The organism is Bacillus sp. HU-1818 (assembly GCF_022695965.1).
In the GTDB taxonomy this organism is placed as follows: Bacteria; Bacillota; Bacilli; order Bacillales; family Bacillaceae; genus Bacillus; species Bacillus atrophaeus.
In genome coordinates this window covers 295,202-318,775 of record NZ_JAAPBE010000005.1, presented here as the reverse complement: position 1 = coordinate 318,775, position 23,574 = coordinate 295,202, and the positions used below count along the sequence as shown (strand labels likewise).

Below are 23,574 nucleotides of genomic sequence, written 5' to 3'. Positions count from 1 at the left end.
TTTTTCACCTCAATTTTTCAATGAATAGTTTTATAGAGCTGTTTATACATTAAGAATGAAAACTGTTTCCTTGTATACATATCGAGCCGTTTAGCAGCAAATTGATATGTAACATTAAAGGTGTCACCTATTAACTTTATAACTTCTGACTTCATGCGTGGCAACGAAATCTTTTCAAGCATAAAAGTAGGTACACAGAAATGATACATAAAGCTATTAGCCTGGTACTCTTGCAACTGTCGAAACATACGGTTCATATTGAATTGGCTTCCGCAGTGTTTAATTACATGTGCAAGTTCGTGTACAAAGTCCTCCCATTGCTATTGGCGAGTGGACCGTGAATCCAACACCAAACTGTAAAGACCATTTATACGAAACATGCTACTGTTTTTTTTCTCGTAGTGTATCCATATCTGGAATGCTGCTGCAATTCGCTCCATGTCTATACTTTGAGGAGTGAGCATATTCAATTTTGTATAAATCTTCTTAACTTCTTCTTCAAGATGTGATAATTGAATTGTCATAATAATCACTGCCTTTATAGGAATGTATGTTCTGTTTTTGGTGTGAAAGAAAAGCCCCCCAAGGGCTTTTTTTATGATGCTGTTGTCGGTTGTTGTCTTTTCTAAAAAAATATGATGCCTGGGTAGTTTTGTGAATTAACTCATATTTGTTGCACTTGTTTAATCATTATCTGTATTTGGAGTTTTACGACCTTTTGCCCTTTCTTTCTCTTTCAGATAATTAATAAAATCAATAGTTTGTCTGCGAGTTTCCTCAGAGAAATCAGAAGCATCTTTAAAAGCGATTTGTAAGTCTGGGTCATCTATAACATTGTAAGGAGATTTCTCTTCCTGAACAATAGGTTTAGTATTAGAAGAAAGACCCAGCAAATAATCAGTTGTTACCTCAAAGAAATTAGCTATTTTCTTTAATGTCTCATAGTCGGGCTGTCTGAAACCACGTTCGTAATTTGATAAATTTTGGTGGGGGATATTTAGTTTCTCAGCGAGTGCTTTCTGTGTTAATTTAGAGTTTTCCCGAAGTCTCCTTATTCTAGCACCTAAACCCATAATTATATTCCTCCATCAATTTATTACCTTATACGAATTGTACAATATTCTTCAAAATGATCAAAAAAAATATACGATAAGTATAAAAATTTTAAAAAAACATTTGACATATACGAATCGAAGAATTAAGATATGAATATAAAGTTCTTCGATTCGTATACAAGGAGGTGGAATTTTTGAAAGTGAATGAGAAATTGAGAGCAATTCGAAAATCTAAAGGGATTACTCAAAAATTTGTAGCAAATAGCTTAAACTTACCAGTAGCAACTTACAACGGTTACGAGTTAGGTCGAAGAAAAATACATGTTGAACTACTTAAAGAAATTGCAACTGTTCTTGAAGAACCAATACAAAATTTTTTTGAAATGAAAATATACGAATCGAAGAATGACCTAAAGGATCATACCGCATAGGGGGGTGTAAATATGTTCACTATGCAATACGACGACAAATTCATTGATCAGATTGCTGCCAAAATTGCTGATAAAGCAACAGATTTGCTGGTAGAGCGAATTGGATCGTTGAATGAGCTTCCTCACATTCTGACGAGAGAAGAAGCTATGAAAGTTCTCCGATGCGGTTCTACTAAAATGGCTGAATTAATGGCACGTTCTGATTTTCCGGTCAATGATGAATGCGGCAAAAAAATTCCGACAGCGTTGCTCTTCAAATGGATTGAGCATAACACTCGTTGGGTCGATGAAAACACACTGTATTACCGCAAGGAGGTAACAGCATGAATCTAATTGTCTTTATTAAAGGCAATCAAGTTGTAACGGACAGTCTAACCATCGCTGAGGTATTTGAAAAACGTCACGATTCAGTTTTAAGAGAACAATGAAGTCCACATTGAAAAAATAGAACAAGCTGGCGAAATGGAATCCTCACTCCACAACTTTGAGGAGTCAACTTATGAGAATGGCGCTGACCGTGGTTACTTCGAAATAGAACAGGGAGTGCAGAAAGTAAACGGCACATCTAAATCATGGCTGACGATACGCATTATGCCAAAGGAACAAGCCTTTATCATCGACAAGCTGAGAAAACAGCAGGCAAGCTAGTTTCTTTATTAATTGAATTTTACCATTAAAAACTAAATATATCAGGAGGCGAACATATGTCGAACAATCCATATAATATGGACAATTTATCCAAACTTCTCAAAATTGAACGGCAAAGGGCAAAACTGTCTCAATATCAAATGGGAAAAATTATCGGAAAAAGAAATCAATCTTTTGTTTCCAATGTCGAAAATGGCGTTTTTCCTCTAACGCCTGAATTATGTATCAAGTGGTTTGAGGCTTGCGGAGCCTATGAACATATTGATCTTGTACATTTTCTTTTCCGACTGCATCCAACAGCGGCGGCGCCGATTGATCCGGCATTAAACGAAAGTGCAAGCGCCGCGTTAATTAACATGGTTCACCAGCTTGAAGAAGCTTTACAGGCAACGAAACATTTAGCCAGATGGCTGGCGAATGATAGGCCGGGGCGGCAGGCGGGGGAATTGCCGATGTCTGACATAAAGCAGATTTTCGATTTGATCCCGGCAAACAAAACGCTTATTTATTCGCTGGTCCGCAGTCATGGCCTGAAAATGCACGAGTTAGCTGACAGATGGACGAGGAAAGCACTAATGGATCAAGTTGCAATGGCAAAACACGAGGAAATGCAGGCGGTTTTAGTATGAAAATCAAACATTTTCTGAAATCTGATGCAGATTCAGCAAAGAGAAAAATCGAATCAGCAGAAGGAGCGGTTTAACATGTTTTTCATAAGTCATGTATGGATGCATAACAAAGTCCATGTAGTTATAAGTGAGTCTGCTGGGTTTCATAAGGAAGCTATCGCTGATATGGAGGCGCAGGATGGAGTTCGCCTATCAGACAAGTGTCAACAGAATACCCTTGGCTCTGTAATCGTAAACGGCAAGCGGTCTGTATGGCCTTTAACAAAGTCGGAGGCCCTTGCGCAAGGAGGTCCGGACAATGGCTAAATATCGGCATGTACGAACAGAATTTTGGCAGGACCCTAAAGTTCTTGAGGAAATGACACCGGAGGATAGGTATTTTTACTTGTATCTGCTTACCAATCCTTTTACCTCACAAATTGGGATTTATTCAATCACTAAAAAGCAAATGGCATTTGATATTGGGCATTCTATTGAGTCCATAAACAGCCTCATGGAAAGGTTTCAGGGTCATCACCACTTAGTTGAATACAATCCAGCAACTCGTGAGATTGCAATTCTCAAATGGGGCAGATACAACCTCAATAAAGCAGGAAAACCTATGCTTGATTGTATTGAAAAAGAGTTAGGGGAAGTCAAGGATCGTTCGCTGATTGAACTAGTTTATCCGCATATCCCTAACGAATCTATCAGGGAACTTTTCTCACGATACGTTAACGACACGTACCACGATACGTCCACGTTAAGGGGACAAAAAGAAAAAGAAAAAGAAAAAGAAAAGAATATATATGTCCCTAAATTGAAATTTGAGAACGTGCATATGCAATTGGCAAACCTATTATTTTCGCTCATTCAACGTAACAACCCTAAAGCAAAGGCTCCTAATCTTGAAAAATGGGCTAATCGTTTTCGTTTGATGATGGAGAATAGTGAACAGCCACGTACATTCCAAGAGATCAAAGACATGATCATATGGACACAAAATCATAACTTTTGGTTTGCGAATATCTTATCTGCAGACAAGCTTAATCAAAAATTTGATGATCTTACCATGCAAATGAACCGTGAAAAGGGAGGCGGACCAAATGGAGGAAATCAGCAAAGACCGAGCGGCCGCGGTCAAGGGCGAAATATCTCGGAGGATGACATTCCTTACTGACCAGGACGGACAACCTGTCTGCTGCCACAAGCACACACGGATTATCGGCGGCGAGGAAAAGCCCTATCCGGTTCAACTGATAAAACTCCGTGACGGGTCTGAGAAATGCCCCATGTGTGAGAGGGAACAACGGAACAGGGAGGCCGAGTGTGAGACCGAGGAATGGCGCCGCCGAATGGATCAAAAGGTTTTATCAATGTATTCTCTTATCGCTGATCCTACCCTCAAGGAAGCTACGTTTGCGACATTCCGAAGTTACAACCAAGAGGACAAACGGAATCATCAACGGATGCTCGAGCTTGTCAATCAAGTTAAAACGGGCGTCGTCATGAACATCTTTTTAACGGGTGAGTCTAACGCAGGCAAAAGCCACCTCGCAATGTCAGCGATTAAAGAGCTGAACAAGAGGGACACAGACGGATTCGCGAAGTCAGCCCTCTTTGTGAATAGTGACGCCCTCATGAGACGGATAAAAAACTCATTCAAAGACCCCTCTGAGAAGCTTACAGAGTCGTTTGCAATCGAATTGCTTACACGGGTTACTTATCTTGTAATTGATGATCTGGGCGCTGAGGTGGGTGACACAGACAACGAAAACAGGGCGGCAAATGATTTTATACATCGTGTTTGGTATGGCGTTTCTACTGGTCGCCAAGGTAAGGTCACAATCGTTACGACGAATCTTTCAGGTGTCGCACTCACCAAACTCTATGACAAAAAAACAGTCAGCCGGCTTACAGCTCACTTGGAAACAGTCAAGTTTGAGGAAAAACAGAAGGAAAAAAAGGGGCGTACGTCGCCAGCCTTAGCTTTTTAAGGAGGTGAAAGCAGTTGAAACAAGTAGTCATGCCTGGTGTGGTTCAATTTATGACTGAACGCAAGCTAACGGATGTTGAACGCAAAAAGAAAATAGACGATCTTATCAATCTCATAGATCAAAAAATCGCTGATTATCAAAACCTTAGGAGGAACGCTCAATGAACCATGGTAAACGCCCTACGCGCGCTCAAAAGCAAATCATTCAGCAAAACGGCTTGAATCCTAATAACTGGCTTGTTGCAAAGAATCTGCAGCACGAACGAAGATTGATCCTCGTTCACCGAAATACAGGAACTGTTAGGAAGTGTCTGGCATGAACCATGCAGTCCGTGCAGATCGGTTGGAATTTGTCTTGGAAAATATGAATTTTGAATGGTCCATCGTGCAGCTAAGACAGGTAATAGATTGTTGGTTCGAAGGAAGGTCAATTTATGACATGTCTGACCTGTTGAAAAGGGAAATTGACGAACTCGTTATATTGATCGTTGACATGGCAAAACGCCGAATATTGCTGGAACGACCACGTGGCTTAAGAGCCTGCGGGAAAATAGCCATTACCGACAAGGAAATGGCCTTGAAAAAATCCCGTGTTCGCCATTTGTTTGAAGAAAGCCCGGTGTATATCCCTTTTATCGAAAGCAATCTCTTATGGTATGAGCGTGACCTCATTCAATTCCGCCAGCAGTGGTCAGAAGGTCAATCCATCGTGGAAATAGCTGAATATTTCGGCAGAAACATAGAGGAAATCATGTTTCCAATCTTGGACCAATGCAGAAAGGAATTAATTGAGCCGCGAGAGGGTGGACTGCTCGGGAAGGAAGCGACGGCAGATGATCTTATCAGACAAAGCTTTCCCGTTTGAAAAGGCGTCGATTCATCAATTGATGGTGATTGTTCGCTTTGAAGAGTGTCCGCCAGATTATAAAAACGCTGCATTGCAATTACTTATTACGAAGGGAGCGGGGAACGTTGGAACAGACAGAGAGAAAGCATTTGATTGAATGGCTTTCCTTAATCGGAAACTTTGGCAAGGAATATTTAGACCGTCAATCAGACCAAGAAATTGAACGGCTTTACAATTTGAGAATTAAACAAATGAATGAGGAATAGGAGGACCGTAACATGACAGAAAACAAAAACATGCGGCAGCATGGGGAAGTCGTAACGCGGGTTATGAGCGAGGAAGAACGCCTTGCGTATATAAAAAAACACCCAATCATCCCGACGGAGAAGCCAAAGGCAAACTTGCAGCTCTTCCCATCAAGACATTGGATGTAAGGACGGTCCACTAATCAACCGCCACCGTATGGTATCAATAAAAACTAGACACTTTTATTATACCATACGGAGGCGTTGAACGTGCAGCCAAAACATATATCTATCAATCAAGAATCAAACATTACTCAATTTATTGAGCAAGGCAAGGTGTCCGTCATCGTTTTAGACGGCAACCAAAACGCTGCGTATAGCGTTGAGGCACCCGAGCACGGCCAAACCATCATTGAAACATTCAAAGGCGGCTTTGACCGCGTGCGGTTTGACCATAGTTACAAAGTAAACAAATAGCAGGGGCTTTCCCCTGCGGGGGAGGAACGGCATGGATAAATTACAGGAAATTAAAGGACGTATTTCAAAATTAAAAGGCTATCAAAATGCTAAACCGGAAGATCAATACTGGATGGCTAAAGAGCACATTGATTTTCTGATTGATCGGACTGAATTGTCTGTTAAGCAGCAGGACGCAATCACGGAATATAAACGGTCGGAGGAGGTCACGGTGAATCAGTTCCGGCAGGCTCGGGAAGAGATTCAGCGGCTGCGGGCGGAGAAAAAGAAAATAGAAAAGAAATTCAAAAAGGCTATTAAGGAAATACGAGACATACGGGATGTTGCGGGGAAAAGCACAGGAGCTTATTTATTTGCTAAAAATGCATTAGTTGCATTGGAGGGTGATGCGGAATGATTCCTTTGCAAGTAGAGCTGCAGCGGGCAGTCAAAGCCACAAAGGACGAAGCTATGACCATTTATGAAGCGTCGCAGCTTTTAAAGGTTAAAGTCGAGGAAGTGCCTATGATTGTTGCTCAAACTGATGATTTGAGAATGATAGGGAATGACGCAATCATTGCAAAGAGAGACAAAACAAATGGCTGGCTCATTGGCCTGATTATCTTGGTTTTATTCTTTGGAATCTCTATTGCTTAAAAGCATTTAAAAACTAGGAGGAAATTAAAATGAACCTTGAAAAAAATATCAAAGATGTAATCGCAAAACAAATGGAAGAAGGAATGGTTGAAAAACTGGTCGCAGAACAACTGGAAAAAGGAATTTCAAAAGCGCTTGAAAATTTATTCTCAAGCTATGGCGATGTGACCGAGATTATCGAAAGTAAACTAAAAAGCGTCATCGTCCCATACTTAGAAAACTATGATTACTCAAAGTACATTACAAAGCTTGACCATGTGCTGGTCGAAGTATTACAAAATACAACATTGGAAAACCGTAACCTTCTAAACAATTTCAAGGAATTGATGTTGGAAGAAGCAGCGGCAGAAAAAACAATCAAACTGTCTGACCTCTACGCAAAGTGGATGAACTATGTTGCAAAAAACGTTGAGACTGACGGTCTGGAAGTAGAATTTGACGATGGACCTGAATATGAACCGGTTGAGGTATCTGTAAATGTTGAACGTAACGAGGATAGAACTTGGAGTATTTTTGAATACGCAACAATTTTCTTTGAGTGCGATCATGACGAAAAAATGAATTTTGAAATACCGATTTCCTTTTATAAGAACGAAACAGATAAGAAATGGGATTTGAAATACAACTCAGTGCATGACTTAAAATCTCTTAGACGTCTGAACGAATTTGAAATACTGCTCATGAGATTATCGCAAAACGGCGTGGGGATAATCCTTGATATTGAATGGGAGAATGATGAAGTTACACCGGAAGAAGAACCGGAACCAAGTTTCTAAAAGGGAATGCGAGAAGGGATGTGCGGCGTGTGACAGTTAAACAAGATTACAAGCCAATTCTCCAGCAAGCAATTGAAGTATTTGAACAGAAGTACGGTGACAACGGCAGGAACTATCTTATGTTCCTGCTGCAAGACAATCTAATGAAAACCGTCGGCGGGCGGAAATAAGGAGAGATACAAATGGGATTAGATATTAGAGTGTTTAAAAATTTGAAAGTTGTTGAGAATCCTCAATTAGATGAAGACGGGGACGTTGAAAATTGGGAAACGGAATGGACACCGGGCGAAAGCATGAAATGGTCAGAAGAGCACTTTCCGGGTCGTGGTGAGGGTGTTGATCCGGACAAAGTTTATACATGGGAGGAAAGCTTTAGATTCCGCGCAGGGAGCTACAGTGGATACGGCTGGTGGCGGCGCAAATTAGAAGAATTCAAGGGAGACACCGCATTTCAGGAGTTAATCAATTTTGCAGATAATGAGGGTACGATAGGACCTGTCGTTTCTAAAAAGCTGGCAAAAGACTTCAACGAACACGCCGATGCGGTCCGCGAATACGCCAGAACATTAGGCGATGCAGGGGAAGTGTGGCTTGAGTTGTATGACGAATGGAAAACAGCTTTTGAAATGGCATCTGAAAACGGAGCTGTGGACTTTTATTAAAAAAATGACCCGCCAGCTGGCGGAAATAGGGGGAACAGGAAATGAAAATCAACTTAAAGCAACCTGCAAAAAAACTGTCTGAATTACCCGGTGAAATTGAAATCGCTACTGCTATCAACCCTTCGCTTCTCTATACAGTAGACGAAGTAAAAGCTGAAATAGAAGGCGGAAAGCCTCATCATGAAAAAACTTGGGTCATCATTAACAGCAGGAAATGGAAGCCGAACGCTGATCAGATGATTGATAAGTATCTCGATGATGAAAACGAGAATATGTACGAAGGCTGGTACGAAAAAGCAAAAGCCAACATATCAAACGATGCCATTCAAAAAATCCAATCGATTTTAGATGGTGAACTGAACTACCCGGGTTTAACAGATTACTGGACTTTAGAAGGGGAAGTGGAAATTGATATTTTTCCTGAGGAGGATGCGGAATGAATTTGCAAAAAATGTTCGAAATGCAAAAGGTGCTTGATGATCGGATCATCAAAGAAAAGGGGCTTGAAGGCCAGGACTTGCTGCCAAACACTTATGTTGCTCTGGATACTGAATTAGCTGAATTTGCAAATGAAGGACGCTGGTTCAAGCATTGGAGTAATGATCAAAAGCCAAGAACAAGATTATCAACAACTGTTGGCGCGACTCCTGAAAATGATGATTGCGGAGAGTATTTAAGCAAAAAAGATTTTGAAAACTTATTCGATCCTGATTATGAAGATTGTCCAATTTGCAAAGTGGGTTGTGTAACGGCTTTTCGTGATAAAAATCCACTGCTTGAGGAATACGTGGACTGCATACACTTTTTCCTTTCAATAGCCATTAAAAAAGGCTGGGAAGATGCTATGAGTCTACCGGAAGAAGGATTTGTCGAAATGAAGAAAAAGGGATTTGAAGGCGGTTTAACAGGTGTGTTCCTAGAAATGAAATGGATGCTGTTAAATTCTTACATGTCCAAAGATCAGAGCACTAAAAAGACCAGTTTCAGTTTGGCTTGGGCCTTATTCTTGAGCATTGGAACTATCGGTTTCGGATTTACTTTGGAACAGATCGAAGCGGCTTACATGGACAAAAACGCCGTCAATCATCAGCGGCAGCAGGAGGGGTATTGATGAACCACGCTGACAACCCGATCATTTCAGCCGTTATCAGCAAACTAAACGCACAACAGGAAAAGGGGCTTGGCAAGTACGGCCAGCCCGTCCAAGTTAATGCCTATGACCTGCGCGGCTGGTTGCAACATGCACTTGAGGAAACTCTTGATCATGCAGTCTATCTGGAAGCGGCTATCCAAACGCTGGACGACAATCAAATTATCAAAGGATTCAATGAAATGGAGGCTGTACAGGACAGAATTAGAAATCTATATCCGCAACAGCATTGTGATGGATACGATCATGCAATGTCACATTTTAAAGAAATTCTTGTATCAGCTCATTACAAAACTAAATAAGTCCAAGACGGAGAGCCTGCGGACACTGATCACTGCACAGAATTACTGTGCTTTGGTTGGTGTCCGTTTTTTGTTATTAGGAGGGATGACATGAAGCAAGAGAAGAAAAAGCCAAATAAAAACGCGCAGGAGCGTCCAGAACGCTTTTGGCGGCAAATGATGGGCGCTGACAGGCAAACGCTGAAACGAGGCAAAGGCGGGGCTTTAAGACGCAAATAAACGGGAGGGTAAAAATATGAATCAATTAACTTTAAATATACCTCAGATTGACGAAGAAGCGACTAAATCAAAAGCAGAGGAGCTGCTTGATCAATACCGGTTATATCTTTTACAAGTGCCAGATGATTTTTTACCAAAGGTTACACCAACTTATAGCATTGTTCCGCCAAGTATCACAAATGAATTTCATTCATCGACAGAAGATGCAGCATTAAAGCGTCTTGATTGGGAGATTCAACGTGATAAATTCTTAAAAAGGATCCAAAGGGCTGTTAACCGGCTTTCTCAAAGAGAACGGCAAATCATTGTCATGCTCTATATGCAGCCGGAAGAAATGTACGATTATGAAGTATATGGAGAAATGGATCTGAGCCAGCGTAGCTATTACCGTGTGAAAGCAAAAGCTTTCTACAGACTGGCGTTTGCTCTGAGAGAAGAAGTCTACAAGAAAGGGGCGGCTTCTTAATGAATTTTGTACAGCCTATACGTGATCCGGAATGTATCTTCTACATCAAGAGGTTTTTAAAAGAGCAAAATATGAGGAATTATATGCTATTTGTGACCGGCATTAATTCGGGGCTTCGCATATCGGATATTCTGCAGCTGAGAGTAAGAGACGCGAAACGCCCTTATTTTAATCTTATAGAGAAGAAAACGAAAAAGAAAAAGAGAATCGACATGACGCCAGCTCTTCAAAGGGAATTTAAAGCTTATGTTGAAGAGAAAGAGGATCATGAATTTCTCTTTAAAAGCCGTGAAGGAATTAACAAGCCAATATCACGGTCGATGGCGTACAAGATTCTCAGGGCCGCTGCTGAGTATGTGGGTTTAGATGACATCGGCACGCATACATTGAGGAAAACATTTGGCTATCACTTTTACAAACAAACAAAGGACGTGGCTATGCTACAGGAGATTTTTAACCACTCGGACCAACGGACAACACTGCGATATATCGGAATCAATCAAGACGCCATGAACAACGCCATGAAGAAATTTAAAATATAACCTGGCTCATCCAAAACAACAAGGATGGGCCTTTTTCTTTTCATTTTTCTTCAATTCCTCAAAAATAACAGGTGTGTAATTCATTTTAGGGATATTGGTTAAAAACAGAGAGGACAAGGGATTGGCTCAGTTCGACGAGTTGCACAGTATAGAACATGTGGGGAATCCGTGTATTCTGTGGTAACCCTAGTAAGAAATAAATATGGATATCCACATATTTGTTTATTTTCCCACTCCTAGGTTTGCATTTTTGGAGAAAAAATGACAGATTATAGAGTTCAGTCGTTCTAAATAGCTGCACAACATAAGTTGTGATAAATTTTTGTTGCCATGATTTGGATTAATATGTACATTAATATTATTATGTTTTTGGGAGTGTTTACTTATGGACAAATTTATAGATTTGTTTAGTCAAGGATGGGTCGGTTCGTTGATAGGCATTATCGGAATAATAATTGGTATTTTCATTTCGTTTTATTTCTATACAAAGGGAAGAATCAAACGTGATTTTGCATATTTGCTAAATACTCGTAGAGTTGTTGGAAAAGACAATTTTGCAGCTGAAGATATTGAGATTAACGTTAAAGGTAAGTCTGTAAATACATTAGATAATACAATAATCAAAATTAGAAATAATGGGAACCAAACAATTAATGGTCAAGATATTTCCGCGAAAGATCCTATAAGGCTTGAAGTTAGTAGCGGTGAGGAAATTATTACTGCGACAATCCTAAATCAAACTAAATTTACAAATGACATCTCAATTAAACATAGTGCTAATGAGCTTAATGTATTGTACATAGAATTTGACTATTTAGATCCCGGAGATGGGGCCGCAATAGAGGTTTTACATACAGATAACAAAGGTCCTCATGATATAAAGGGGACCATTAAAGGTGTAAAGTCTTTTAAAAATTATACAGACAATACTATAGAGAAACGCTCTCAAGTGCTTATATTGTGGACTTTGCTAATTCAAGCAATAATGATAATTGGTTTAGTTCAACGGGATTCAATAGAAGCTATTTCTCGGTCTGCCCTAGTAATACATTCAATAATAATGTTAGTAATAGCATTAGTTATGGTGATACTACAATTGTTAATTTTTAAAGATAGTTTAAAAGAAATGAAGTTCTTAAGATTTTTAAGAGATAAATAATAAAATGGCACAAACTTGGCAGGATAACGGCACACCATTTTATTTTCAATAAGGTATTATGGTAATAGGTAATAATTGTCGTGCGTTTGGTTAAGGAGGAGAGATTTATGGAGGGGAGTAAAGGTACAGATTTGTTTGAGTGGGTGTTTTTATTGTTACCTATATTCTTAACAGTAGGACTGGGGTGGTTTGTTAATTCTAAGTTAGAAAAACAAAAAAGCACAATTCAAAAGAGAATTAATAACTTCAGTTTATATAATGAGAAGAAACATATGTGCTTATCCGAATTATATAAACTAATTAAAGAAGCAGAGGGATATATTTTTTATTTAAGAGGATTAAGACAAGGGTATTCTTTCGATGATTTCAACTCAATAGATATTGTAAATTATTTAGATAAAATAAATGCACCTCAAAAAGTTATTAATGAAGTTAAATATTTGTGGGATGAAGAAAAAGTTGAAGAAGCGAAAAGGAAAATAAGTTCATATGAAAGTTTAAGAGATAATCAATGTGCAGAAAATGCTCTTACTAAAGCTAAAAACTACTTTCTTATGCATGAGTTATATATAACGGACGATCTAGTTAAAACAATAGAGGAGTGTTTTACAAAGTTAGAAAAATTAAAAAGGAACTATGATTTTCCTGATGAGCAAACTTTACTTGAAAATGATGGTTTAAAGGATGAAATTAAAAATGAAATTGAATTATTGAGAGACAGAATGAAAAAAGAATTATCAATGAATCAGTAAGGACCGTCACTCTTCTTTCTCTACTTTAAACTGATTCCGGTAAATTGTTCGACAAATTTTGCAAATGGTTCCATTGTCACTCTCTTTTGCCGATAATAAGGTGGGAGGTGAAAATAATGGAAAGCAAAAAAGATTATATACTGGAATTAGAGAAGGCTTTATCAATTATTAAAGAGGCAAACGGTAATGGAGATGACGCTCTCTACTTAACTTATTTGACTAGCTTCGGTATTGTTCAAGGAAAAACCAAAGAAATTGACGGGTTTAAGGCGGAGTCACTTGACGATCTAAAGATCGAAATTGAAGAAAAGTTAGAAACAGGTAAACTGGATGCTTACTCAATAGCAGATCATCTATTCAAAATGAATAATAGTGGATCTAAACACAATGTAATATATCTCGAAGATGTAATTATAAAAACTAAAATTCAGATAGAATCTAATAGTTTTGTTTTATTTTCAGATCAAATAATTGGAATACTACCTGGTAAAGTACTTAAGTAAAAGCATCCTAAAAGGGTGCTTTTTTATATTCTCTGTAAACTGCTTCCGGTAAATCTCGATAGACAATTGGCGGTTAACGGCTTGAGTACGGTGGTAGTTTAGAAAGAATATATAGGAGGGATAAGCTTTGCCAAAAGATCAATTAATAGACGGATCAAAGTATTTCACATTAGGATTGCCGCAGAGGTGCGCTGAGCTGCCGACGGGCGTTATTTCTCTGGGGTATGGTATTGCGCAATCACTAAAAGAATTCGAGGGTATATCAATGAACGGGATGGACATGCCGTCTGATAATAAGGGATTAAGTAATGAAGAAAGCTCTAAAGCCCTGCAATGAACCCAGCTGTCCTAACCTGACGCGAGAGGGCTACTGCGAACAGCATAAGCGAACCAATCCGGCCTATGATCAATACAGGGAATCAGCTGCGAAACGGGGGTATAACAGCAAGTGGAGGCAGGCACGCGCTGGCTACCTGTCCAAGCATCCGTTATGTGCTGCCTGTATGATGCAAGGCAGAAGAACACCTGCGACAGTGGTGGACCATATTGTTCCTCATAAAGGCGACATGAAACTATTCTGGGATTCAAGTAAATGGCAGCCTCTCTGCGGGCCATGCCATAGCCGGAAGACAGCGAAGGAGGATGGAGGATTTGGGAACAGAACATCAAACATGCATGTGTGATCAATGTGGAACCATGCTTCTTATTAAAGGTTGTTCAAAGATCAGGAAGCACGACAACGGAATCAAAGAACATTACATCAAGTGTCCTCGCTGCAAGACTGAATACACATCCTACTATACAAACGAGGACATCAGACGAATGCAACAAAGAATAAGAAAGCTATTTACTCTTCGTCGGAGTATGACAAAGGAATCAGCGCTTGATCTATACACAAAGAAAATTGAAGCAGCACAAAAGGGAATACAAGCAGCTATGGACAAACTCAAGAAGGAGATGGACGTCCCCCCACCCGTAAATCCCTAGAGGACGTTTGCCGGAGACCGCGCTCCCCTCCCCATTTTGAAAAATTCCCTAAATGAAAATTCGGAAGGAGGTGAGGGAATGGCTAGACCGCGGCAACCAGTGGATTTGTTACTTTATAAAGGCAAGAAAAACTTGACAAAACAAGAGATTGAGGAACGTCGGGAACAAGAAATAAAGGCGCCGAATGATAAAGTGAAAGCTCCATCATATTTGCCAAAAGACTTAAAAAGAGAGTTTAAAAAGATAGCGGATGAGCTAAAAAACATCGGAATTATGACCAATTTAGATGTGGATGCGCTCGCCCGTTTTTTGTTTGCCCGAAAATTATATTTGCAAGTAACGGAGCAGTTGCTTGAGCGAGGTCCAATGAAAACAGTGATTGTAAGAAAATTCGACGACGATGGAAAGGTAATAGGAGAAGAAGAAAAGATAGTTCTGAATGATGACTATTCCGAGCTATTGATTAATCAAGACAAGTTGTTTAAACAATGCCGGCAAGCTTCTAGTGATTTAGGACTGACCATTTCCTCTCGCTGTAAACTTGTCATCCCGAAAAAAGACGATGGGAAACCGAAAACTAAAGAGGAAGAGCGGTTCGGGGGCCGCGTGTAATGCAAGAGATTACTGCCGAAATTCTCATTGATCGGGTATGGTCATACGCTGAGAAAATCCGTTCCGGTGAAATAAAGGCAAGCAAAAAGCATAAATGGGCTGTAGAGCGCTTTTTTAAAGATGTTGACAGGCTCGCAGAAGATGACAGCCCTTATTACTTTGATGCTGAAGCCGTTGTAGATTTCTATGAATGGTCGCGGCAATTTAATCATGTGGAGGGTATACTTGCCGGACAGCCGATTGAATTAACAGACTTTCAGCTTTTTATTGCGGCCAATATATACGGATTTTACAAAAAAGAAAATGGTGCCCGCCGTTTCCGGAAGGCTTACATCCAACTGGCCCGTAAAAACGCTAAATCACAATTTTTAGCTTTAATAGCTTCATATGAGATTTTCCCGACGCAAGAAAAACATCGGGTATTTATCGCCGGCTGGTCCCGTGAACAATCAGACGAGGTATATCAAGCCATCCTTGAGCAGCTACATCATGCGCCAATACTAAAGGGGAAATATACCTCTGCTAATGGCCGCGTGAAAAAATATAAAACGAACTCAATTATCCAGCCTCTTTCCCGTGAGGCCCGGAAGCTTGGGGACGGTAAAAACCCATCATTGGGAATTGTGGATGAATACCACGCACACGAGACAAGTGAAATTTACGACGTTCTTGACAGTGGTATGGTCGCCCGACGTAGTCCGTTAATGGCCGTTATTACGACAGCGGGATTTAATATGGAGCGACCGTGTTTTAAGGAATATCAATATACGAGTAAAATTCTTGATCCGGACATAGATACGGAGAATGATGATTATTTTGTCATGATCTGCGAACTGGACCCGGAAGATGATATAAAAGATGAATCAAACTGGATTAAGGCTAATCCGATTGTAGCGACGTATCCAGAGGGCATGGAGTCTTTGCGAGCAGCCCTTAAAGTAGCACTTGAAGTTCCGGAAAAAATGAGAAGCTTCCTGACTAAAAATATGAATCGGTGGGTTGATCAAAAGGATAATGGATATATGAACATGACAAAATGGCGGGCATGCAGCGGTGAAATCCCTGATTTACAGGGTATGTCAGTTTACCTCGGGCTTGATCTATCCATGACGACAGACTTAACATCCGTTGGATATGTGGCGGTGCAAGAAGGTTTGTTCTACGTTGGTCAACATTCCTTTATGCCTGAAGCACGAGCCAAAGAAAAAATGGCAACAGATAAGGTGCCATATGATTTGTGGAAAGAGATGGGTTACATCACGTATACGGCAGGGGAAGCGGTTGATTATCAACGAGTCGAACAATGGATCATAGAATTTATTCATAAACATCGTTTTCGGCCGCAAGAGATCGTATACGATAAATGGAACGCTCTTCATTTAGCCCAACGTCTTGAATCAAAAGGGCTGACGACAGTCGAAATGCCGCAAAGAATAAATCATCTTTCATTACCTACAAAGAGTTTTCGAGAAAACGTTTATGAGGGGAAAGTCATACACAGTGACGATCCAGTTTTAACATGGGCCATTAATAACGCGATTACGAAAATTGATCCGCAGGAAAATATAATGCTGGATAAAGCAAAATCGAAGCAAAGGATTGACCCTATTGCAGCTGTTATAAATGCGTATGCCCGTGCAATGTACTTCGGCACTAGTGGAAGAGTTGATTTGAATGAGCATTTTGGGTCCGGTAATTTCAGTTTTTAGGATGTGAGAAAGTATGAAAAAGATTAGTGTCTTTTTTGCCGCCATGTTTAACCCTAGAGTTTTGAAAAGAGGGTTCTCTTTTTTCTTATTGATATTAAATGATCTGCTGTTCATCACGGGTGCAGGCTTTATTCTGACAGCTGCTTATAGATGGAATACAAACATCGGTCTTATTCTGACGGGTGTCTTTTTTATGTTTTATGCCTATCTCCTGACCAAGAAAGCGAGGTGAAATAGTTGTTAATAGATCGGATGTTTGAAAAACGGTCCGGTTCAACGGATATAGACGGTTTCAATGATTTATTTGTGAGTTTATTCGGCGGCCGGAAAACAGCAAGCGGTGAAACTGTAAATGAAAGAAATTCATTGGTGCAGCCTGATGTTTTTGCATGCGTGAATGTATTATCTGATGATATTGCAAAGCTTCCGATCCATACGTTTCAAAAAACAGAAAACGGCATAGAACGTAATCCGGATCATCCCACTGCCTACGCTGTTTATGCACGTCCTAATCCTTATATGACGGCTTTTGTATGGAAAAAGTTGATGATGACGCAAGTGCTGACGTGGGGAAATGGTTACTCATATATCCAATTCGGTGAAAACGGTTATCCAAAAGCGCTGTCTCCTTTACGTCCTGAAACTACAAACGCTTATATTAGTCCGAATACGGGCATGTTGTGGTATCAAACGGTGGTCAATGGAAAGGCCGTGGAGCTGTATGATCATGAAGTGCTGCATTTTAAAGGACTTTCAACAGATGGCATACACGGAAAATCACCCATAGGGGTAGTACGGGAACATATCGGGGCACAATCGGCAGCCACAAAATACAATGCCAAGCTGTATAAAAATGAAGCAACACCGCGTGGAATCTTGAAAGTTCCTGCTTTTTTAGATGAGAAGCCTAAAGAGAATGTTCGTAAAGAATGGAAAAGAGTAAACCAGGGCGAAAATATTGCGATCATCGACAATGGCTTAGAATATCAATCTATTTCTATGCCATTGCAAGAGGCTCAGTTTGTAGAATCAATGAAATTTAATAAAGCGCAAATTTCAATGATCTATAAAGTGCCGTTGCATAAACTCAATGAATTGGATAAAGCAACTTTCTCCAATATTGAACATCAGTCTATCGAATATGTCAGAAATACTCTCCAGCCGTGGATCGTGAATTTTGAACAAGAACTCAACGTCAAATTATTTATGGATCACAGCCAGAGAAACGGCCACTATGTGAAATTTAATGTCGACAGTGAGCAGCGGGGAGATAGTCAGTCACAGGCAGAGTATTTTAAAACAATGCATGAAACAGGACTGCTCAATAAAAATGAAATTAGAGAGCTCATTGAACGTAATCCGATCCCACACGGTGACAAATATCTTGCCAGCTTAAATTATGTGTTCCTTGATTTCATGGAGGAATATCAGCGTCTTAAAGCTGGCGGTGCCGTGAAAGGGGGTGACATCAAGAATGAAGGATAAAGAGGTTCGGCAGTTAACAACACCCATTGAAATACGTTCAGAAGGTGAAGGGCAAAGCGAATTTGTCGAAGGATACGCCTTGAAATTTGAAAAATGGTCAGAGCGTCTTGGATGGTTCAAGGAGATTATCAGCAGGAATGCACTTGATTCAGCCGATCTTTCAAACGTTATTGCCCTTTTTAATCATCAGCAAGACTTTCCTTTGGCGAGAAATACTGTTTCAGGCGATTCTGGGCGTCTTGACCTTGAAATAGATGGAATAGGTCTCAAATTCAGATTTAAGCCCTCAGACACGTCATATGCGCGTGATTTAATGGAAAATGTTCGCAGTGGTGTTATTAATCAATGCTCTTTTGCTTTTTCGCTCGATTATGGCGACGCAGACGCGGACGAATGGCGGCTGAATGAAGATGAGGACATCTATGAGAGAAGAATCAATAAAATACATCGTATTTTTGATATATCTCTTGTCACGACGCCGGCGTATAGCGATACAGAGGCAGTTGTAGGAGCCCGAAGTTTGGAAAAAGTAGAGCAATTGAAGGAGAGCCGCAACGCATCAGATGAAACATTAAAAATGGAATTGGAACTATTAGGCCTTGTACTCCCGGAGTAAGGTCTTTTTTAGTGCCGAAAATAAGGAGGAAATCATTTTATGCCAATGCAGATGAGCAAAAAAGAAATTGAATTGAGACAGAAATTCACTCAGAAGAAAGAAGAGGCTGCTAACCTCGTGCAAGAAGGAAAGTCCGAAGAAGCACGCTCCGCCATGGATGAAGCAAAGGAGCTGCAAAAACAAATTGAACTGATGACTGAGGCCCGGTCAATCAATGTTCCGGATTTACCGGGTGGTGTGAACTTTGTGCCCGAGCAAGAGGGTAATCCAGAAGGCAGGTCAGGCGATACGGGAGTAAAAGAGGAGCGACAAAAGACGTTCACCAAAGCTTTTATGAAGTCCCTCCGTGGCAAACGCTTGACGGATGAAGAACGCGATCTGTTTGAAAGCGAAGAGTTTCGAGCGATGTCTGGTAAAAACGAAGAGGATGGCGGCATTCTAATTCCGGAAGATATTTCAAGAACAATCAGGGAATTGAAACGGGAACAAGAGCATCAGCTCGAACAATATGTAACAGTTGAGCCAGTAGCGACCCGTTCAGGCACACGTATGCTTGAGAAAAACAGTGACATGACGCCGTTTGCCGTCTTAGAAGAAATGGATGAAATTGCAGAGACGGATCAGCCGAAGTTTACCAAGCTTTCATACAACATTATTGACTATGCAGGCATCCTGCCTTTATCAAATACGCTTTTGCAGGATACAGATCAGGCCATTATGTCCTATGTTGCAAGATGGTTTTTAAAGAAATCAATTACAACGCGGAACGCTTTAATTCTTTCAATCCTTGATTCTTTGAAAAAGGTTCAATTCAAGGGCTTAGACACCATTAAAAAGACATTGAACGTAACCCTTGATCCTGCTATTTCTTCAGGAGCCATTATCATGACGAATCAGGACGGATTTGATTATCTCGATCAGCTGAAAGACGGGGATGGAAAATACCTCTTAAAAGACATTCCGACTGAACCGACAAACAAAATGCTGTTTGGCCGCCGTGTCGTGGTTATTTCGAACAAAGTGCTCAAAACAGTCTCTGGAAAAGCGCCAATGATTATTGGTGACTTGAAAGAAGCAATCGTTTTATTTGACCGACAACAGCAGTCTATTGCTTCCACGGATGTTGGAGCTGGCGCATTTGAAACGAACACGACAAAGGTCCGTGCTATTGAGCGCGAGGACGTAAGGCTGTGGGATTCAGAAGCCGTTGTATACGGTCAATTAACACTCGCTGACGCGTAAAAGGAGGAGGCACCATGCGTATACCAAAAAACTACACCGCCGACGGGGGAAATCGTACCGTCATCGGCGGTGTTTTAGAAATTGCCGGAGGCAAGGTCATTAAAGATGGACAAGAGGTCAGTTTAGGCGGCAACCAATCTGAACCAGGACCCGGAAGCGTAACCAATGAAATGCTGGCGGATAAGTCGGTCCGCAGCAGAAATATCGGCACTGGCAGTGTAATGGAAGAACACTTAAATTCATCTATTTTAGATCGGCTTAGGGCTATTGAAGAAAAATTGAAAGAGGTTGGCGGTTCTGAGTCTGACGGAAAAACGGAATAAAAAATAATAATAGAAAAGGATGATTGAACATGGCAGATTTTTTAAATGAAAGTAACGGAGCGAAAACATCAGCAAGAGACAACGGCTCAGGGGAACCAATTACAGATGTTTCTATCGCAGATAACAGTGAAAAAAATCCTCTCTATGTAAAAGGCCTTCAAGGCGAACCCGGCCCACAAGGTAAACCAGGTCCTCAAGGTGAGCCAGGTGAACCAGGTCCACAAGGCGAAAAAGGCGAACCAGGTGAACCAGGTCCACAAGGTGAAAAAGGCGAACCAGGCGAACCCGGCCCACAAGGCGAAAAAGGCGAACCGGCAGTTATTGAAGCGGGCAGCATTGTAAATGAAATGCTCGGTGAAAAATCAATTCGAAGCAAGAATATCGGAACAGGCAGTGTCATGCTGGAGCATCTAAACAGAGAAATTACAAAAGTGCTTGATGAACTGAAACAAAAAATAAATGACCTTGAAAGTGAAGTAGCTGCTTTAAAAGGGACAGAAGAACAACCTGCAGAAGAATAAGGCGGTGTGTCCTGAATGGATTTAGAGGCTATTAAAAATTATTTAAAAGTCGAGCATGAAGAAGATGATCGCCAGCTCTTGAATCAAATAGCGGCGGCCAAAAGTCATATCATCAATGGAATAGGCCGGTATATCGAAGGGCACCCGCAATTTGAGCTGGTACTTCAAATGCTTGTTGAACATTGGTATGAAAACAAAGGGATATATGAGTCTGGGAAAACCGGCTCGTCTATCCCTTTTACTGCTGAAAATATATTGACGCAGCTGCGTTATGTATCTGTGGAGGAACTAGAAAATGAGAAAAAAGATCAGCCAACTCCGGCACCGTCTGACCTTTCAAAAGAAAACCGAGACACAGGATGAAGAAGGTAACTGGAATGCAACCTATGTGGACTTATTCACGGTCTGGGGAGCTGTGGAGGGGGCTGGTTCTCTTGGGAATAGCGAATCTATGATTGCCGGAGCATTGGGGATCAAGACCCCTAAAAAAATCACGGTGCGTTACCGGAAGGATATAAAACCGAATATGCGGATTGTTGAACGCTTCCCTAAAGATAAGACAGAGCGCGTCTTCGATATTTTGGATACTAACGATCCAGAGGATCGAGAGGAAGAGCTTGAGATTCTTTGTCAGGAGGTGGGGATCAATGGCTGATATGAGCTTTGACGGTATAGACGATTTAACGCAGTATTTTGAAAAAATCGGCGGAGATGTTGAAAAGGTGGAACCCGTAGCACTAAAAGCCGGCGGTGAACTTATCGCTGAACGGCAGCGTGCTCATGTTAACCGGAGTGATAAGAAACAGCCCCATATGCAGGATAACATTACAGTCTCCAATGTAAGAGAATCCAAGGATGGGGAGAAATTCGTTGCTGTTGGTCCGAATAAAAAAGTAGCGTTCCGTGGGAAATTCTTAGAGTGGGGAACTTCTAAAATGCCGCCGCATCCGTTCATAGAAAAAGGTGGAGAAGAAGGGGAGGGACCTGCTGTGGTATTAATAGAGCGAATACTTACGGCGCCAATCAAATGACAAACTCGCCTAAAATTGAACTGGTGAGCACACTTAATTCTAGTGCGCTGTTAAAAGAACTGGCCCCCGGTGGACTACACAACCTTGTTGCAAATGATGTCAGCGCATTTCCGAGAGTAGTATTTTCGGAGATCCAAGATGCTGATGCCGACTTTGCGGACAACAAGGTCTATTCATTTGAGGTGCGCTATCAAATCAGTATATTCACTCAAGCGAGAACTCGCGGCAATGAAACGGCGATTGCTGCTGAAATAGACAGGCTGATGCGAGAGATTGGCTATAGCCGGTATGATTCACAAGATTTATACGAAACAGACACTAAGGTTTTTCATAAGGGCAGACGTTATAGAAAAACCTATTTTGAGGAGGAAAAATAGATGGGGAAAGTATTATCCGGATTGGATATGTTCCATATTGCAGAAGTGCTAATAGACACAAAAGACGAACTGAAATTCTCTGCTCCTGAAGAATTACCGGGCGCAGTTAACATGAAAATTGATCCTAAATCAGAGCAAGAGGTTTTTTATGCTGATAACGTTGCGTATGCTACTGTTAATAGTTTAGGTGACATTGACGGTGATATGGAAGTGGCGGATTTGCCTCTTGATATGCAGTCAAGGATTTTCGGTAAACAGGTGGAGAAGGGCATTCATTTTTCAAGCGCCGATGATAAAACGTTGGAAATCGCTCTTGGCTTCCGTGCCAAGCTTTCCACTGGTGGTTACCGGTACTATTGGGTACTTAAAGGAACGCCGGAATTAGTACCGGTTGAGCATAAGACGGACGAAGGAAAGGCCACACCGCAAACTGCACAGGTGAAAATTAAATTCATGCCTCTTACTAATGTGAAAGACGGTAAGCGCAGGTGGGATGCAAAAGCAGAAGAAGGAAACGGTGTAAACGCTGAGACATGGTTCAAGCAAGTGGTTTATAACGCGGATAGCTTTGCATCTAGTGGGAATGACACTGTGGTTGATGTAGGTAAATAAACGAATCTGAGCGCTTTAAAGCGCTCTTTTTTTTATGAATAAAAAGGAGGAATTAATGTGGAATCTTTAGTAATCACATTAAAAATTGACGGGAAAGACAAAAAGTTTGTGACACCAGATTTCATATCCGGAAAACTGTTTCGTAGTGCCTCAGACATTGCTGAGGATTTTGAATCTAACGACTCTGACCAACTGTTTACTGAGACACAAAATGAATTTGTGTGTAATGTTTTTGGAAATAAATTCACACTGGATGAATTTGAAAATGGTATTGATTCTCGTTTAGCAGCAAGAACTATTTATGCTACTGCAAACTATGTTTTAGGCAACATTGCAGAAGCAAGCGCAATTTTGAACCCAGATCAGGATTTAGACGGTGAAGAGCCGGGGGAGTAAGTTTGTCCGAGGCTGTAATGGATATGTATAACGCCTTGGAAGAGATGGGGTTCTCCCAGAATCAAATTGACGACATGGACATTGTCTATCATCTCAAGAGGTTGTCTCGCAGAAAAGAAAAAGTAAATCATCCTGAAACTAAGAGAGATGAACCATTGTATATTGACCAATTTCTCGGATAAGGAGGTG

45 protein-coding genes and 2 pseudogenes are annotated in these 23,574 nt (G+C 40.8%); 45 read left to right on the top strand and 2 right to left on the bottom strand.

What is annotated here, in order from left to right:
* Positions 1–17: 17 nt before the first annotated feature.
* Positions 18–524, bottom strand: a pseudogene (locus GXP75_RS18810) (ImmA/IrrE family metallo-endopeptidase).
* A 159-nt stretch (positions 525–683) separates the two neighbouring features.
* Positions 684–1,073, bottom strand: a complete 390-nt coding sequence (locus GXP75_RS18805; protein WP_242557567.1) for a helix-turn-helix domain-containing protein — start codon at positions 1,071–1,073, stop codon at positions 684–686.
* 182 nt (positions 1,074–1,255) lie between these two features.
* Here GXP75_RS18805 and GXP75_RS18800 point away from each other — a divergent pair, with 182 nt between their 5' ends.
* The 45 genes and pseudogenes from GXP75_RS18800 (at position 1,256) to GXP75_RS18585 (ending at position 23,567) form a co-directional block, all read left to right on the top strand.
* Positions 1,256–1,486 carry a helix-turn-helix domain-containing protein gene (locus tag GXP75_RS18800; RefSeq protein ID WP_242557580.1) on the top strand — a complete coding sequence of 77 codons (231 nt, stop codon included), beginning with the start codon at positions 1,256–1,258 and terminating at the stop codon, positions 1,484–1,486.
* Between the two features lie 12 nt (positions 1,487–1,498).
* Entirely contained in the window at positions 1,499–1,813 is a 315-nt protein-coding gene (locus GXP75_RS18795) for a hypothetical protein (RefSeq protein ID WP_242557566.1), read from the top strand.
* Between the two features lie 186 nt (positions 1,814–1,999).
* Positions 2,000–2,134, top strand: a pseudogene (locus GXP75_RS18790) (phage regulatory protein); the annotation flags it as partial.
* A gap of 56 nt (positions 2,135–2,190) precedes the next feature.
* Entirely contained in the window at positions 2,191–2,763 is a 573-nt protein-coding gene (locus tag GXP75_RS18785) for a transcriptional regulator (RefSeq protein WP_242557564.1), read from the top strand.
* A gap of 75 nt (positions 2,764–2,838) precedes the next feature.
* Complete coding sequence (locus tag GXP75_RS18780) at positions 2,839–3,069, top strand: hypothetical protein (protein ID WP_242557563.1); 231 nt, start codon at positions 2,839–2,841, stop codon at positions 3,067–3,069.
* Positions 3,062–3,922 carry a hypothetical protein gene (locus tag GXP75_RS18775; RefSeq protein WP_242557562.1) on the top strand — a complete coding sequence of 287 codons (861 nt, stop codon included), beginning with the start codon at positions 3,062–3,064 and terminating at the stop codon, positions 3,920–3,922. The genes GXP75_RS18780 and GXP75_RS18775 overlap by 8 nt, the downstream gene beginning before the upstream one ends.
* The gene (locus tag GXP75_RS18770; RefSeq protein ID WP_396022495.1) at positions 3,906–4,739 is read left to right on the top strand and encodes a P-loop NTPase family protein; all 834 of its coding nucleotides are present in this window, start codon (positions 3,906–3,908) and stop codon (positions 4,737–4,739) included. Before GXP75_RS18775 ends, GXP75_RS18770 begins: the two co-directional genes overlap by 17 nt.
* Positions 4,740–4,753: 14 nt before the next feature.
* The gene (locus GXP75_RS18765; RefSeq protein ID WP_242557560.1) at positions 4,754–4,903 is read left to right on the top strand and encodes a hypothetical protein; all 150 of its coding nucleotides are present in this window, start codon (positions 4,754–4,756) and stop codon (positions 4,901–4,903) included.
* Positions 4,900–5,058 (top strand): DUF6906 family protein, encoded by a 159-nt coding sequence (locus tag GXP75_RS18760; RefSeq protein ID WP_242557559.1) that lies wholly within the window; start codon positions 4,900–4,902, stop codon positions 5,056–5,058. Before GXP75_RS18765 ends, GXP75_RS18760 begins: the two co-directional genes overlap by 4 nt.
* Positions 5,055–5,603: a hypothetical protein gene (locus tag GXP75_RS18755; RefSeq protein WP_242557558.1), complete on the top strand. Its 549-nt coding sequence runs from the start codon at positions 5,055–5,057 to the stop codon at positions 5,601–5,603. Before GXP75_RS18760 ends, GXP75_RS18755 begins: the two co-directional genes overlap by 4 nt.
* Complete coding sequence (locus tag GXP75_RS18750) at positions 5,572–5,742, top strand: hypothetical protein (RefSeq protein WP_242557557.1); 171 nt, start codon at positions 5,572–5,574, stop codon at positions 5,740–5,742. Before GXP75_RS18755 ends, GXP75_RS18750 begins: the two co-directional genes overlap by 32 nt.
* A complete protein-coding gene (locus GXP75_RS18745; protein ID WP_141292201.1) occupies positions 5,711–5,851 on the top strand; it encodes a BH0509 family protein in 141 nt (46 codons plus the stop codon). Before GXP75_RS18750 ends, GXP75_RS18745 begins: the two co-directional genes overlap by 32 nt.
* A 12-nt stretch (positions 5,852–5,863) precedes the next feature.
* Complete coding sequence (locus GXP75_RS18740) at positions 5,864–6,019, top strand: hypothetical protein (protein ID WP_169800260.1); 156 nt, start codon at positions 5,864–5,866, stop codon at positions 6,017–6,019.
* A gap of 81 nt (positions 6,020–6,100) precedes the next feature.
* Entirely contained in the window at positions 6,101–6,307 is a 207-nt protein-coding gene (locus GXP75_RS18735; RefSeq protein WP_242557556.1) for an XtrA/YqaO family protein, read from the top strand.
* Positions 6,308–6,338: 31 nt separating this feature from the next.
* Positions 6,339–6,704, top strand: coding sequence for a VWA domain-containing protein (locus GXP75_RS18730; protein ID WP_242557555.1), 366 nt, complete (start codon positions 6,339–6,341; stop codon positions 6,702–6,704).
* Complete coding sequence (locus tag GXP75_RS18725; protein WP_242557554.1) at positions 6,701–6,943, top strand: hypothetical protein; 243 nt, start codon at positions 6,701–6,703, stop codon at positions 6,941–6,943. Before GXP75_RS18730 ends, GXP75_RS18725 begins: the two co-directional genes overlap by 4 nt.
* Positions 6,944–6,972: 29 nt before the next feature.
* Complete coding sequence (locus tag GXP75_RS18720; RefSeq protein ID WP_242557553.1) at positions 6,973–7,719, top strand: hypothetical protein; 747 nt, start codon at positions 6,973–6,975, stop codon at positions 7,717–7,719.
* Between the two features lie 29 nt (positions 7,720–7,748).
* Positions 7,749–7,889, top strand: a complete 141-nt coding sequence (locus tag GXP75_RS18715; protein ID WP_213399975.1) for a hypothetical protein — start codon at positions 7,749–7,751, stop codon at positions 7,887–7,889.
* Between the two features lie 12 nt (positions 7,890–7,901).
* Positions 7,902–8,381 (top strand): hypothetical protein, encoded by a 480-nt coding sequence (locus tag GXP75_RS18710; RefSeq protein ID WP_242557552.1) that lies wholly within the window; start codon positions 7,902–7,904, stop codon positions 8,379–8,381.
* A gap of 41 nt (positions 8,382–8,422) precedes the next feature.
* On the top strand, positions 8,423–8,821 hold the full coding sequence (locus tag GXP75_RS18705) for a hypothetical protein (RefSeq protein WP_242557551.1): 399 nt from the start codon (positions 8,423–8,425) through the stop codon (positions 8,819–8,821).
* A complete protein-coding gene (locus GXP75_RS18700; protein ID WP_242557550.1) occupies positions 8,818–9,492 on the top strand; it encodes a dUTP diphosphatase in 675 nt (224 codons plus the stop codon). The genes GXP75_RS18705 and GXP75_RS18700 overlap by 4 nt, the downstream gene beginning before the upstream one ends.
* Complete coding sequence (locus tag GXP75_RS18695) at positions 9,492–9,833, top strand: hypothetical protein (RefSeq protein ID WP_242557549.1); 342 nt, start codon at positions 9,492–9,494, stop codon at positions 9,831–9,833. The genes GXP75_RS18700 and GXP75_RS18695 overlap by 1 nt, the downstream gene beginning before the upstream one ends.
* A gap of 90 nt (positions 9,834–9,923) precedes the next feature.
* On the top strand, positions 9,924–10,052 hold the full coding sequence (locus tag GXP75_RS21460; RefSeq protein WP_268524574.1) for a hypothetical protein: 129 nt from the start codon (positions 9,924–9,926) through the stop codon (positions 10,050–10,052).
* A 16-nt stretch (positions 10,053–10,068) separates the two neighbouring features.
* Entirely contained in the window at positions 10,069–10,518 is a 450-nt protein-coding gene (locus GXP75_RS18690) for an ArpU family phage packaging/lysis transcriptional regulator (protein WP_061669898.1), read from the top strand.
* Complete coding sequence (locus tag GXP75_RS18685; protein WP_061669899.1) at positions 10,518–11,060, top strand: tyrosine-type recombinase/integrase; 543 nt, start codon at positions 10,518–10,520, stop codon at positions 11,058–11,060. The genes GXP75_RS18690 and GXP75_RS18685 overlap by 1 nt, the downstream gene beginning before the upstream one ends.
* Positions 11,061–11,445: 385 nt before the next feature.
* The gene (locus tag GXP75_RS18680) at positions 11,446–12,219 is read left to right on the top strand and encodes a hypothetical protein (protein ID WP_242557548.1); all 774 of its coding nucleotides are present in this window, start codon (positions 11,446–11,448) and stop codon (positions 12,217–12,219) included.
* 107 nt (positions 12,220–12,326) lie between these two features.
* On the top strand, positions 12,327–12,971 hold the full coding sequence (locus GXP75_RS18675) for a hypothetical protein (RefSeq protein WP_242557547.1): 645 nt from the start codon (positions 12,327–12,329) through the stop codon (positions 12,969–12,971).
* 116 nt (positions 12,972–13,087) lie between these two features.
* Positions 13,088–13,474 (top strand): hypothetical protein, encoded by a 387-nt coding sequence (locus tag GXP75_RS18670; RefSeq protein ID WP_242557546.1) that lies wholly within the window; start codon positions 13,088–13,090, stop codon positions 13,472–13,474.
* A gap of 127 nt (positions 13,475–13,601) precedes the next feature.
* Entirely contained in the window at positions 13,602–13,811 is a 210-nt protein-coding gene (locus GXP75_RS18665) for a hypothetical protein (protein ID WP_242557545.1), read from the top strand.
* On the top strand, positions 13,783–14,157 hold the full coding sequence (locus tag GXP75_RS18660) for an HNH endonuclease signature motif containing protein (RefSeq protein ID WP_242557544.1): 375 nt from the start codon (positions 13,783–13,785) through the stop codon (positions 14,155–14,157). Before GXP75_RS18665 ends, GXP75_RS18660 begins: the two co-directional genes overlap by 29 nt.
* A 382-nt stretch (positions 14,158–14,539) precedes the next feature.
* The gene (locus GXP75_RS18655; RefSeq protein WP_242557543.1) at positions 14,540–15,073 is read left to right on the top strand and encodes a phage terminase small subunit P27 family; all 534 of its coding nucleotides are present in this window, start codon (positions 14,540–14,542) and stop codon (positions 15,071–15,073) included.
* Positions 15,073–16,782 (top strand): terminase large subunit, encoded by a 1,710-nt coding sequence (locus GXP75_RS18650; protein WP_242557542.1) that lies wholly within the window; start codon positions 15,073–15,075, stop codon positions 16,780–16,782. The genes GXP75_RS18655 and GXP75_RS18650 overlap by 1 nt, the downstream gene beginning before the upstream one ends.
* 43 nt (positions 16,783–16,825) lie before the next feature.
* Entirely contained in the window at positions 16,826–17,014 is a 189-nt protein-coding gene (locus GXP75_RS18645; protein ID WP_374197306.1) for a hypothetical protein, read from the top strand.
* A 5-nt stretch (positions 17,015–17,019) separates the two neighbouring features.
* A complete protein-coding gene (locus GXP75_RS18640) occupies positions 17,020–18,267 on the top strand; it encodes a phage portal protein (RefSeq protein ID WP_396022494.1) in 1,248 nt (415 codons plus the stop codon).
* Positions 18,257–18,883 carry an HK97 family phage prohead protease gene (locus tag GXP75_RS18635; RefSeq protein ID WP_242557540.1) on the top strand — a complete coding sequence of 209 codons (627 nt, stop codon included), beginning with the start codon at positions 18,257–18,259 and terminating at the stop codon, positions 18,881–18,883. Before GXP75_RS18640 ends, GXP75_RS18635 begins: the two co-directional genes overlap by 11 nt.
* Before the next feature lie 39 nt (positions 18,884–18,922).
* A complete protein-coding gene (locus GXP75_RS18630; RefSeq protein WP_242557539.1) occupies positions 18,923–20,125 on the top strand; it encodes a phage major capsid protein in 1,203 nt (400 codons plus the stop codon).
* 14 nt (positions 20,126–20,139) lie between these two features.
* The gene (locus tag GXP75_RS18625) at positions 20,140–20,448 is read left to right on the top strand and encodes a hypothetical protein (protein WP_242557538.1); all 309 of its coding nucleotides are present in this window, start codon (positions 20,140–20,142) and stop codon (positions 20,446–20,448) included.
* 29 nt (positions 20,449–20,477) lie between these two features.
* Complete coding sequence (locus GXP75_RS18620) at positions 20,478–20,969, top strand: collagen-like triple helix repeat-containing protein (RefSeq protein ID WP_242557537.1); 492 nt, start codon at positions 20,478–20,480, stop codon at positions 20,967–20,969.
* A gap of 15 nt (positions 20,970–20,984) precedes the next feature.
* A complete protein-coding gene (locus tag GXP75_RS18615; protein WP_024085414.1) occupies positions 20,985–21,332 on the top strand; it encodes a head-tail connector protein in 348 nt (115 codons plus the stop codon).
* A complete protein-coding gene (locus GXP75_RS18610; protein WP_242557536.1) occupies positions 21,265–21,624 on the top strand; it encodes a phage head closure protein in 360 nt (119 codons plus the stop codon). Before GXP75_RS18615 ends, GXP75_RS18610 begins: the two co-directional genes overlap by 68 nt.
* A complete protein-coding gene (locus tag GXP75_RS18605; protein ID WP_242557535.1) occupies positions 21,617–22,000 on the top strand; it encodes an HK97-gp10 family putative phage morphogenesis protein in 384 nt (127 codons plus the stop codon). The genes GXP75_RS18610 and GXP75_RS18605 overlap by 8 nt, the downstream gene beginning before the upstream one ends.
* Entirely contained in the window at positions 21,997–22,377 is a 381-nt protein-coding gene (gp17, locus tag GXP75_RS18600) for a tail completion protein gp17 (RefSeq protein WP_242557534.1), read from the top strand. The genes GXP75_RS18605 and gp17 overlap by 4 nt, the downstream gene beginning before the upstream one ends.
* A complete protein-coding gene (locus GXP75_RS18595; RefSeq protein ID WP_242557533.1) occupies positions 22,378–22,989 on the top strand; it encodes a major tail protein in 612 nt (203 codons plus the stop codon). It abuts the gene before it with no gap.
* Positions 22,990–23,046: 57 nt separating this feature from the next.
* Positions 23,047–23,385, top strand: coding sequence for a phage tail assembly chaperone G (gpG, locus tag GXP75_RS18590; RefSeq protein ID WP_242557532.1), 339 nt, complete (start codon positions 23,047–23,049; stop codon positions 23,383–23,385).
* Positions 23,386–23,387: 2 nt separating this feature from the next.
* Positions 23,388–23,567 carry a hypothetical protein gene (locus tag GXP75_RS18585; RefSeq protein ID WP_242557531.1) on the top strand — a complete coding sequence of 60 codons (180 nt, stop codon included), beginning with the start codon at positions 23,388–23,390 and terminating at the stop codon, positions 23,565–23,567.
* Positions 23,568–23,574: the final 7 nt, after the last annotated feature.

Bases quoted from the DNA above. Each gene is read 5' to 3' on its own strand.
- GXP75_RS18805 (WP_242557567.1), bottom strand. From the start codon at position 1,073: ATGGGTTTAGGTGCTAGAATAAGGAGACTTCGGGAAAACTCTAAATTA.
- GXP75_RS18795 (WP_242557566.1), top strand. From the start codon at position 1,499: ATGTTCACTATGCAATACGACGACAAATTCATTGATCAGATTGCTGCC.
- GXP75_RS18785 (WP_242557564.1), top strand. From the start codon at position 2,191: ATGTCGAACAATCCATATAATATGGACAATTTATCCAAACTTCTCAAA.
- GXP75_RS18780 (WP_242557563.1), top strand. From the start codon at position 2,839: ATGTTTTTCATAAGTCATGTATGGATGCATAACAAAGTCCATGTAGTT.
- GXP75_RS18775 (WP_242557562.1), top strand. From the start codon at position 3,062: ATGGCTAAATATCGGCATGTACGAACAGAATTTTGGCAGGACCCTAAA.
- GXP75_RS18770 (WP_396022495.1), top strand. From the start codon at position 3,906: ATGACATTCCTTACTGACCAGGACGGACAACCTGTCTGCTGCCACAAG.
- GXP75_RS18760 (WP_242557559.1), top strand. From the start codon at position 4,900: ATGAACCATGGTAAACGCCCTACGCGCGCTCAAAAGCAAATCATTCAG.
- GXP75_RS18755 (WP_242557558.1), top strand. From the start codon at position 5,055: ATGAACCATGCAGTCCGTGCAGATCGGTTGGAATTTGTCTTGGAAAAT.
- GXP75_RS18750 (WP_242557557.1), top strand. From the start codon at position 5,572: ATGATCTTATCAGACAAAGCTTTCCCGTTTGAAAAGGCGTCGATTCAT.
- GXP75_RS18740 (WP_169800260.1), top strand. From the start codon at position 5,864: ATGACAGAAAACAAAAACATGCGGCAGCATGGGGAAGTCGTAACGCGG.
- GXP75_RS18730 (WP_242557555.1), top strand. From the start codon at position 6,339: ATGGATAAATTACAGGAAATTAAAGGACGTATTTCAAAATTAAAAGGC.
- GXP75_RS18725 (WP_242557554.1), top strand. From the start codon at position 6,701: ATGATTCCTTTGCAAGTAGAGCTGCAGCGGGCAGTCAAAGCCACAAAG.
- GXP75_RS18720 (WP_242557553.1), top strand. From the start codon at position 6,973: ATGAACCTTGAAAAAAATATCAAAGATGTAATCGCAAAACAAATGGAA.
- GXP75_RS18710 (WP_242557552.1), top strand. From the start codon at position 7,902: ATGGGATTAGATATTAGAGTGTTTAAAAATTTGAAAGTTGTTGAGAAT.
- GXP75_RS18705 (WP_242557551.1), top strand. From the start codon at position 8,423: ATGAAAATCAACTTAAAGCAACCTGCAAAAAAACTGTCTGAATTACCC.
- GXP75_RS18700 (WP_242557550.1), top strand. From the start codon at position 8,818: ATGAATTTGCAAAAAATGTTCGAAATGCAAAAGGTGCTTGATGATCGG.
- GXP75_RS18695 (WP_242557549.1), top strand. From the start codon at position 9,492: ATGAACCACGCTGACAACCCGATCATTTCAGCCGTTATCAGCAAACTA.
- GXP75_RS21460 (WP_268524574.1), top strand. From the start codon at position 9,924: ATGAAGCAAGAGAAGAAAAAGCCAAATAAAAACGCGCAGGAGCGTCCA.
- GXP75_RS18690 (WP_061669898.1), top strand. From the start codon at position 10,069: ATGAATCAATTAACTTTAAATATACCTCAGATTGACGAAGAAGCGACT.
- GXP75_RS18685 (WP_061669899.1), top strand. From the start codon at position 10,518: ATGAATTTTGTACAGCCTATACGTGATCCGGAATGTATCTTCTACATC.
- GXP75_RS18680 (WP_242557548.1), top strand. From the start codon at position 11,446: ATGGACAAATTTATAGATTTGTTTAGTCAAGGATGGGTCGGTTCGTTG.
- GXP75_RS18675 (WP_242557547.1), top strand. From the start codon at position 12,327: ATGGAGGGGAGTAAAGGTACAGATTTGTTTGAGTGGGTGTTTTTATTG.
- GXP75_RS18670 (WP_242557546.1), top strand. From the start codon at position 13,088: ATGGAAAGCAAAAAAGATTATATACTGGAATTAGAGAAGGCTTTATCA.
- GXP75_RS18660 (WP_242557544.1), top strand. From the start codon at position 13,783: ATGAAGAAAGCTCTAAAGCCCTGCAATGAACCCAGCTGTCCTAACCTG.
- GXP75_RS18655 (WP_242557543.1), top strand. From the start codon at position 14,540: ATGGCTAGACCGCGGCAACCAGTGGATTTGTTACTTTATAAAGGCAAG.
- GXP75_RS18650 (WP_242557542.1), top strand. From the start codon at position 15,073: ATGCAAGAGATTACTGCCGAAATTCTCATTGATCGGGTATGGTCATAC.
- GXP75_RS18645 (WP_374197306.1), top strand. From the start codon at position 16,826: ATGTTTAACCCTAGAGTTTTGAAAAGAGGGTTCTCTTTTTTCTTATTG.
- GXP75_RS18635 (WP_242557540.1), top strand. From the start codon at position 18,257: ATGAAGGATAAAGAGGTTCGGCAGTTAACAACACCCATTGAAATACGT.
- GXP75_RS18630 (WP_242557539.1), top strand. From the start codon at position 18,923: ATGCCAATGCAGATGAGCAAAAAAGAAATTGAATTGAGACAGAAATTC.
- GXP75_RS18625 (WP_242557538.1), top strand. From the start codon at position 20,140: ATGCGTATACCAAAAAACTACACCGCCGACGGGGGAAATCGTACCGTC.
- GXP75_RS18620 (WP_242557537.1), top strand. From the start codon at position 20,478: ATGGCAGATTTTTTAAATGAAAGTAACGGAGCGAAAACATCAGCAAGA.
- GXP75_RS18615 (WP_024085414.1), top strand. From the start codon at position 20,985: ATGGATTTAGAGGCTATTAAAAATTATTTAAAAGTCGAGCATGAAGAA.
- GXP75_RS18610 (WP_242557536.1), top strand. From the start codon at position 21,265: ATGAGAAAAAAGATCAGCCAACTCCGGCACCGTCTGACCTTTCAAAAG.
- GXP75_RS18605 (WP_242557535.1), top strand. From the start codon at position 21,617: ATGGCTGATATGAGCTTTGACGGTATAGACGATTTAACGCAGTATTTT.
- gp17 (WP_242557534.1), top strand. From the start codon at position 21,997: ATGACAAACTCGCCTAAAATTGAACTGGTGAGCACACTTAATTCTAGT.
- GXP75_RS18595 (WP_242557533.1), top strand. From the start codon at position 22,378: ATGGGGAAAGTATTATCCGGATTGGATATGTTCCATATTGCAGAAGTG.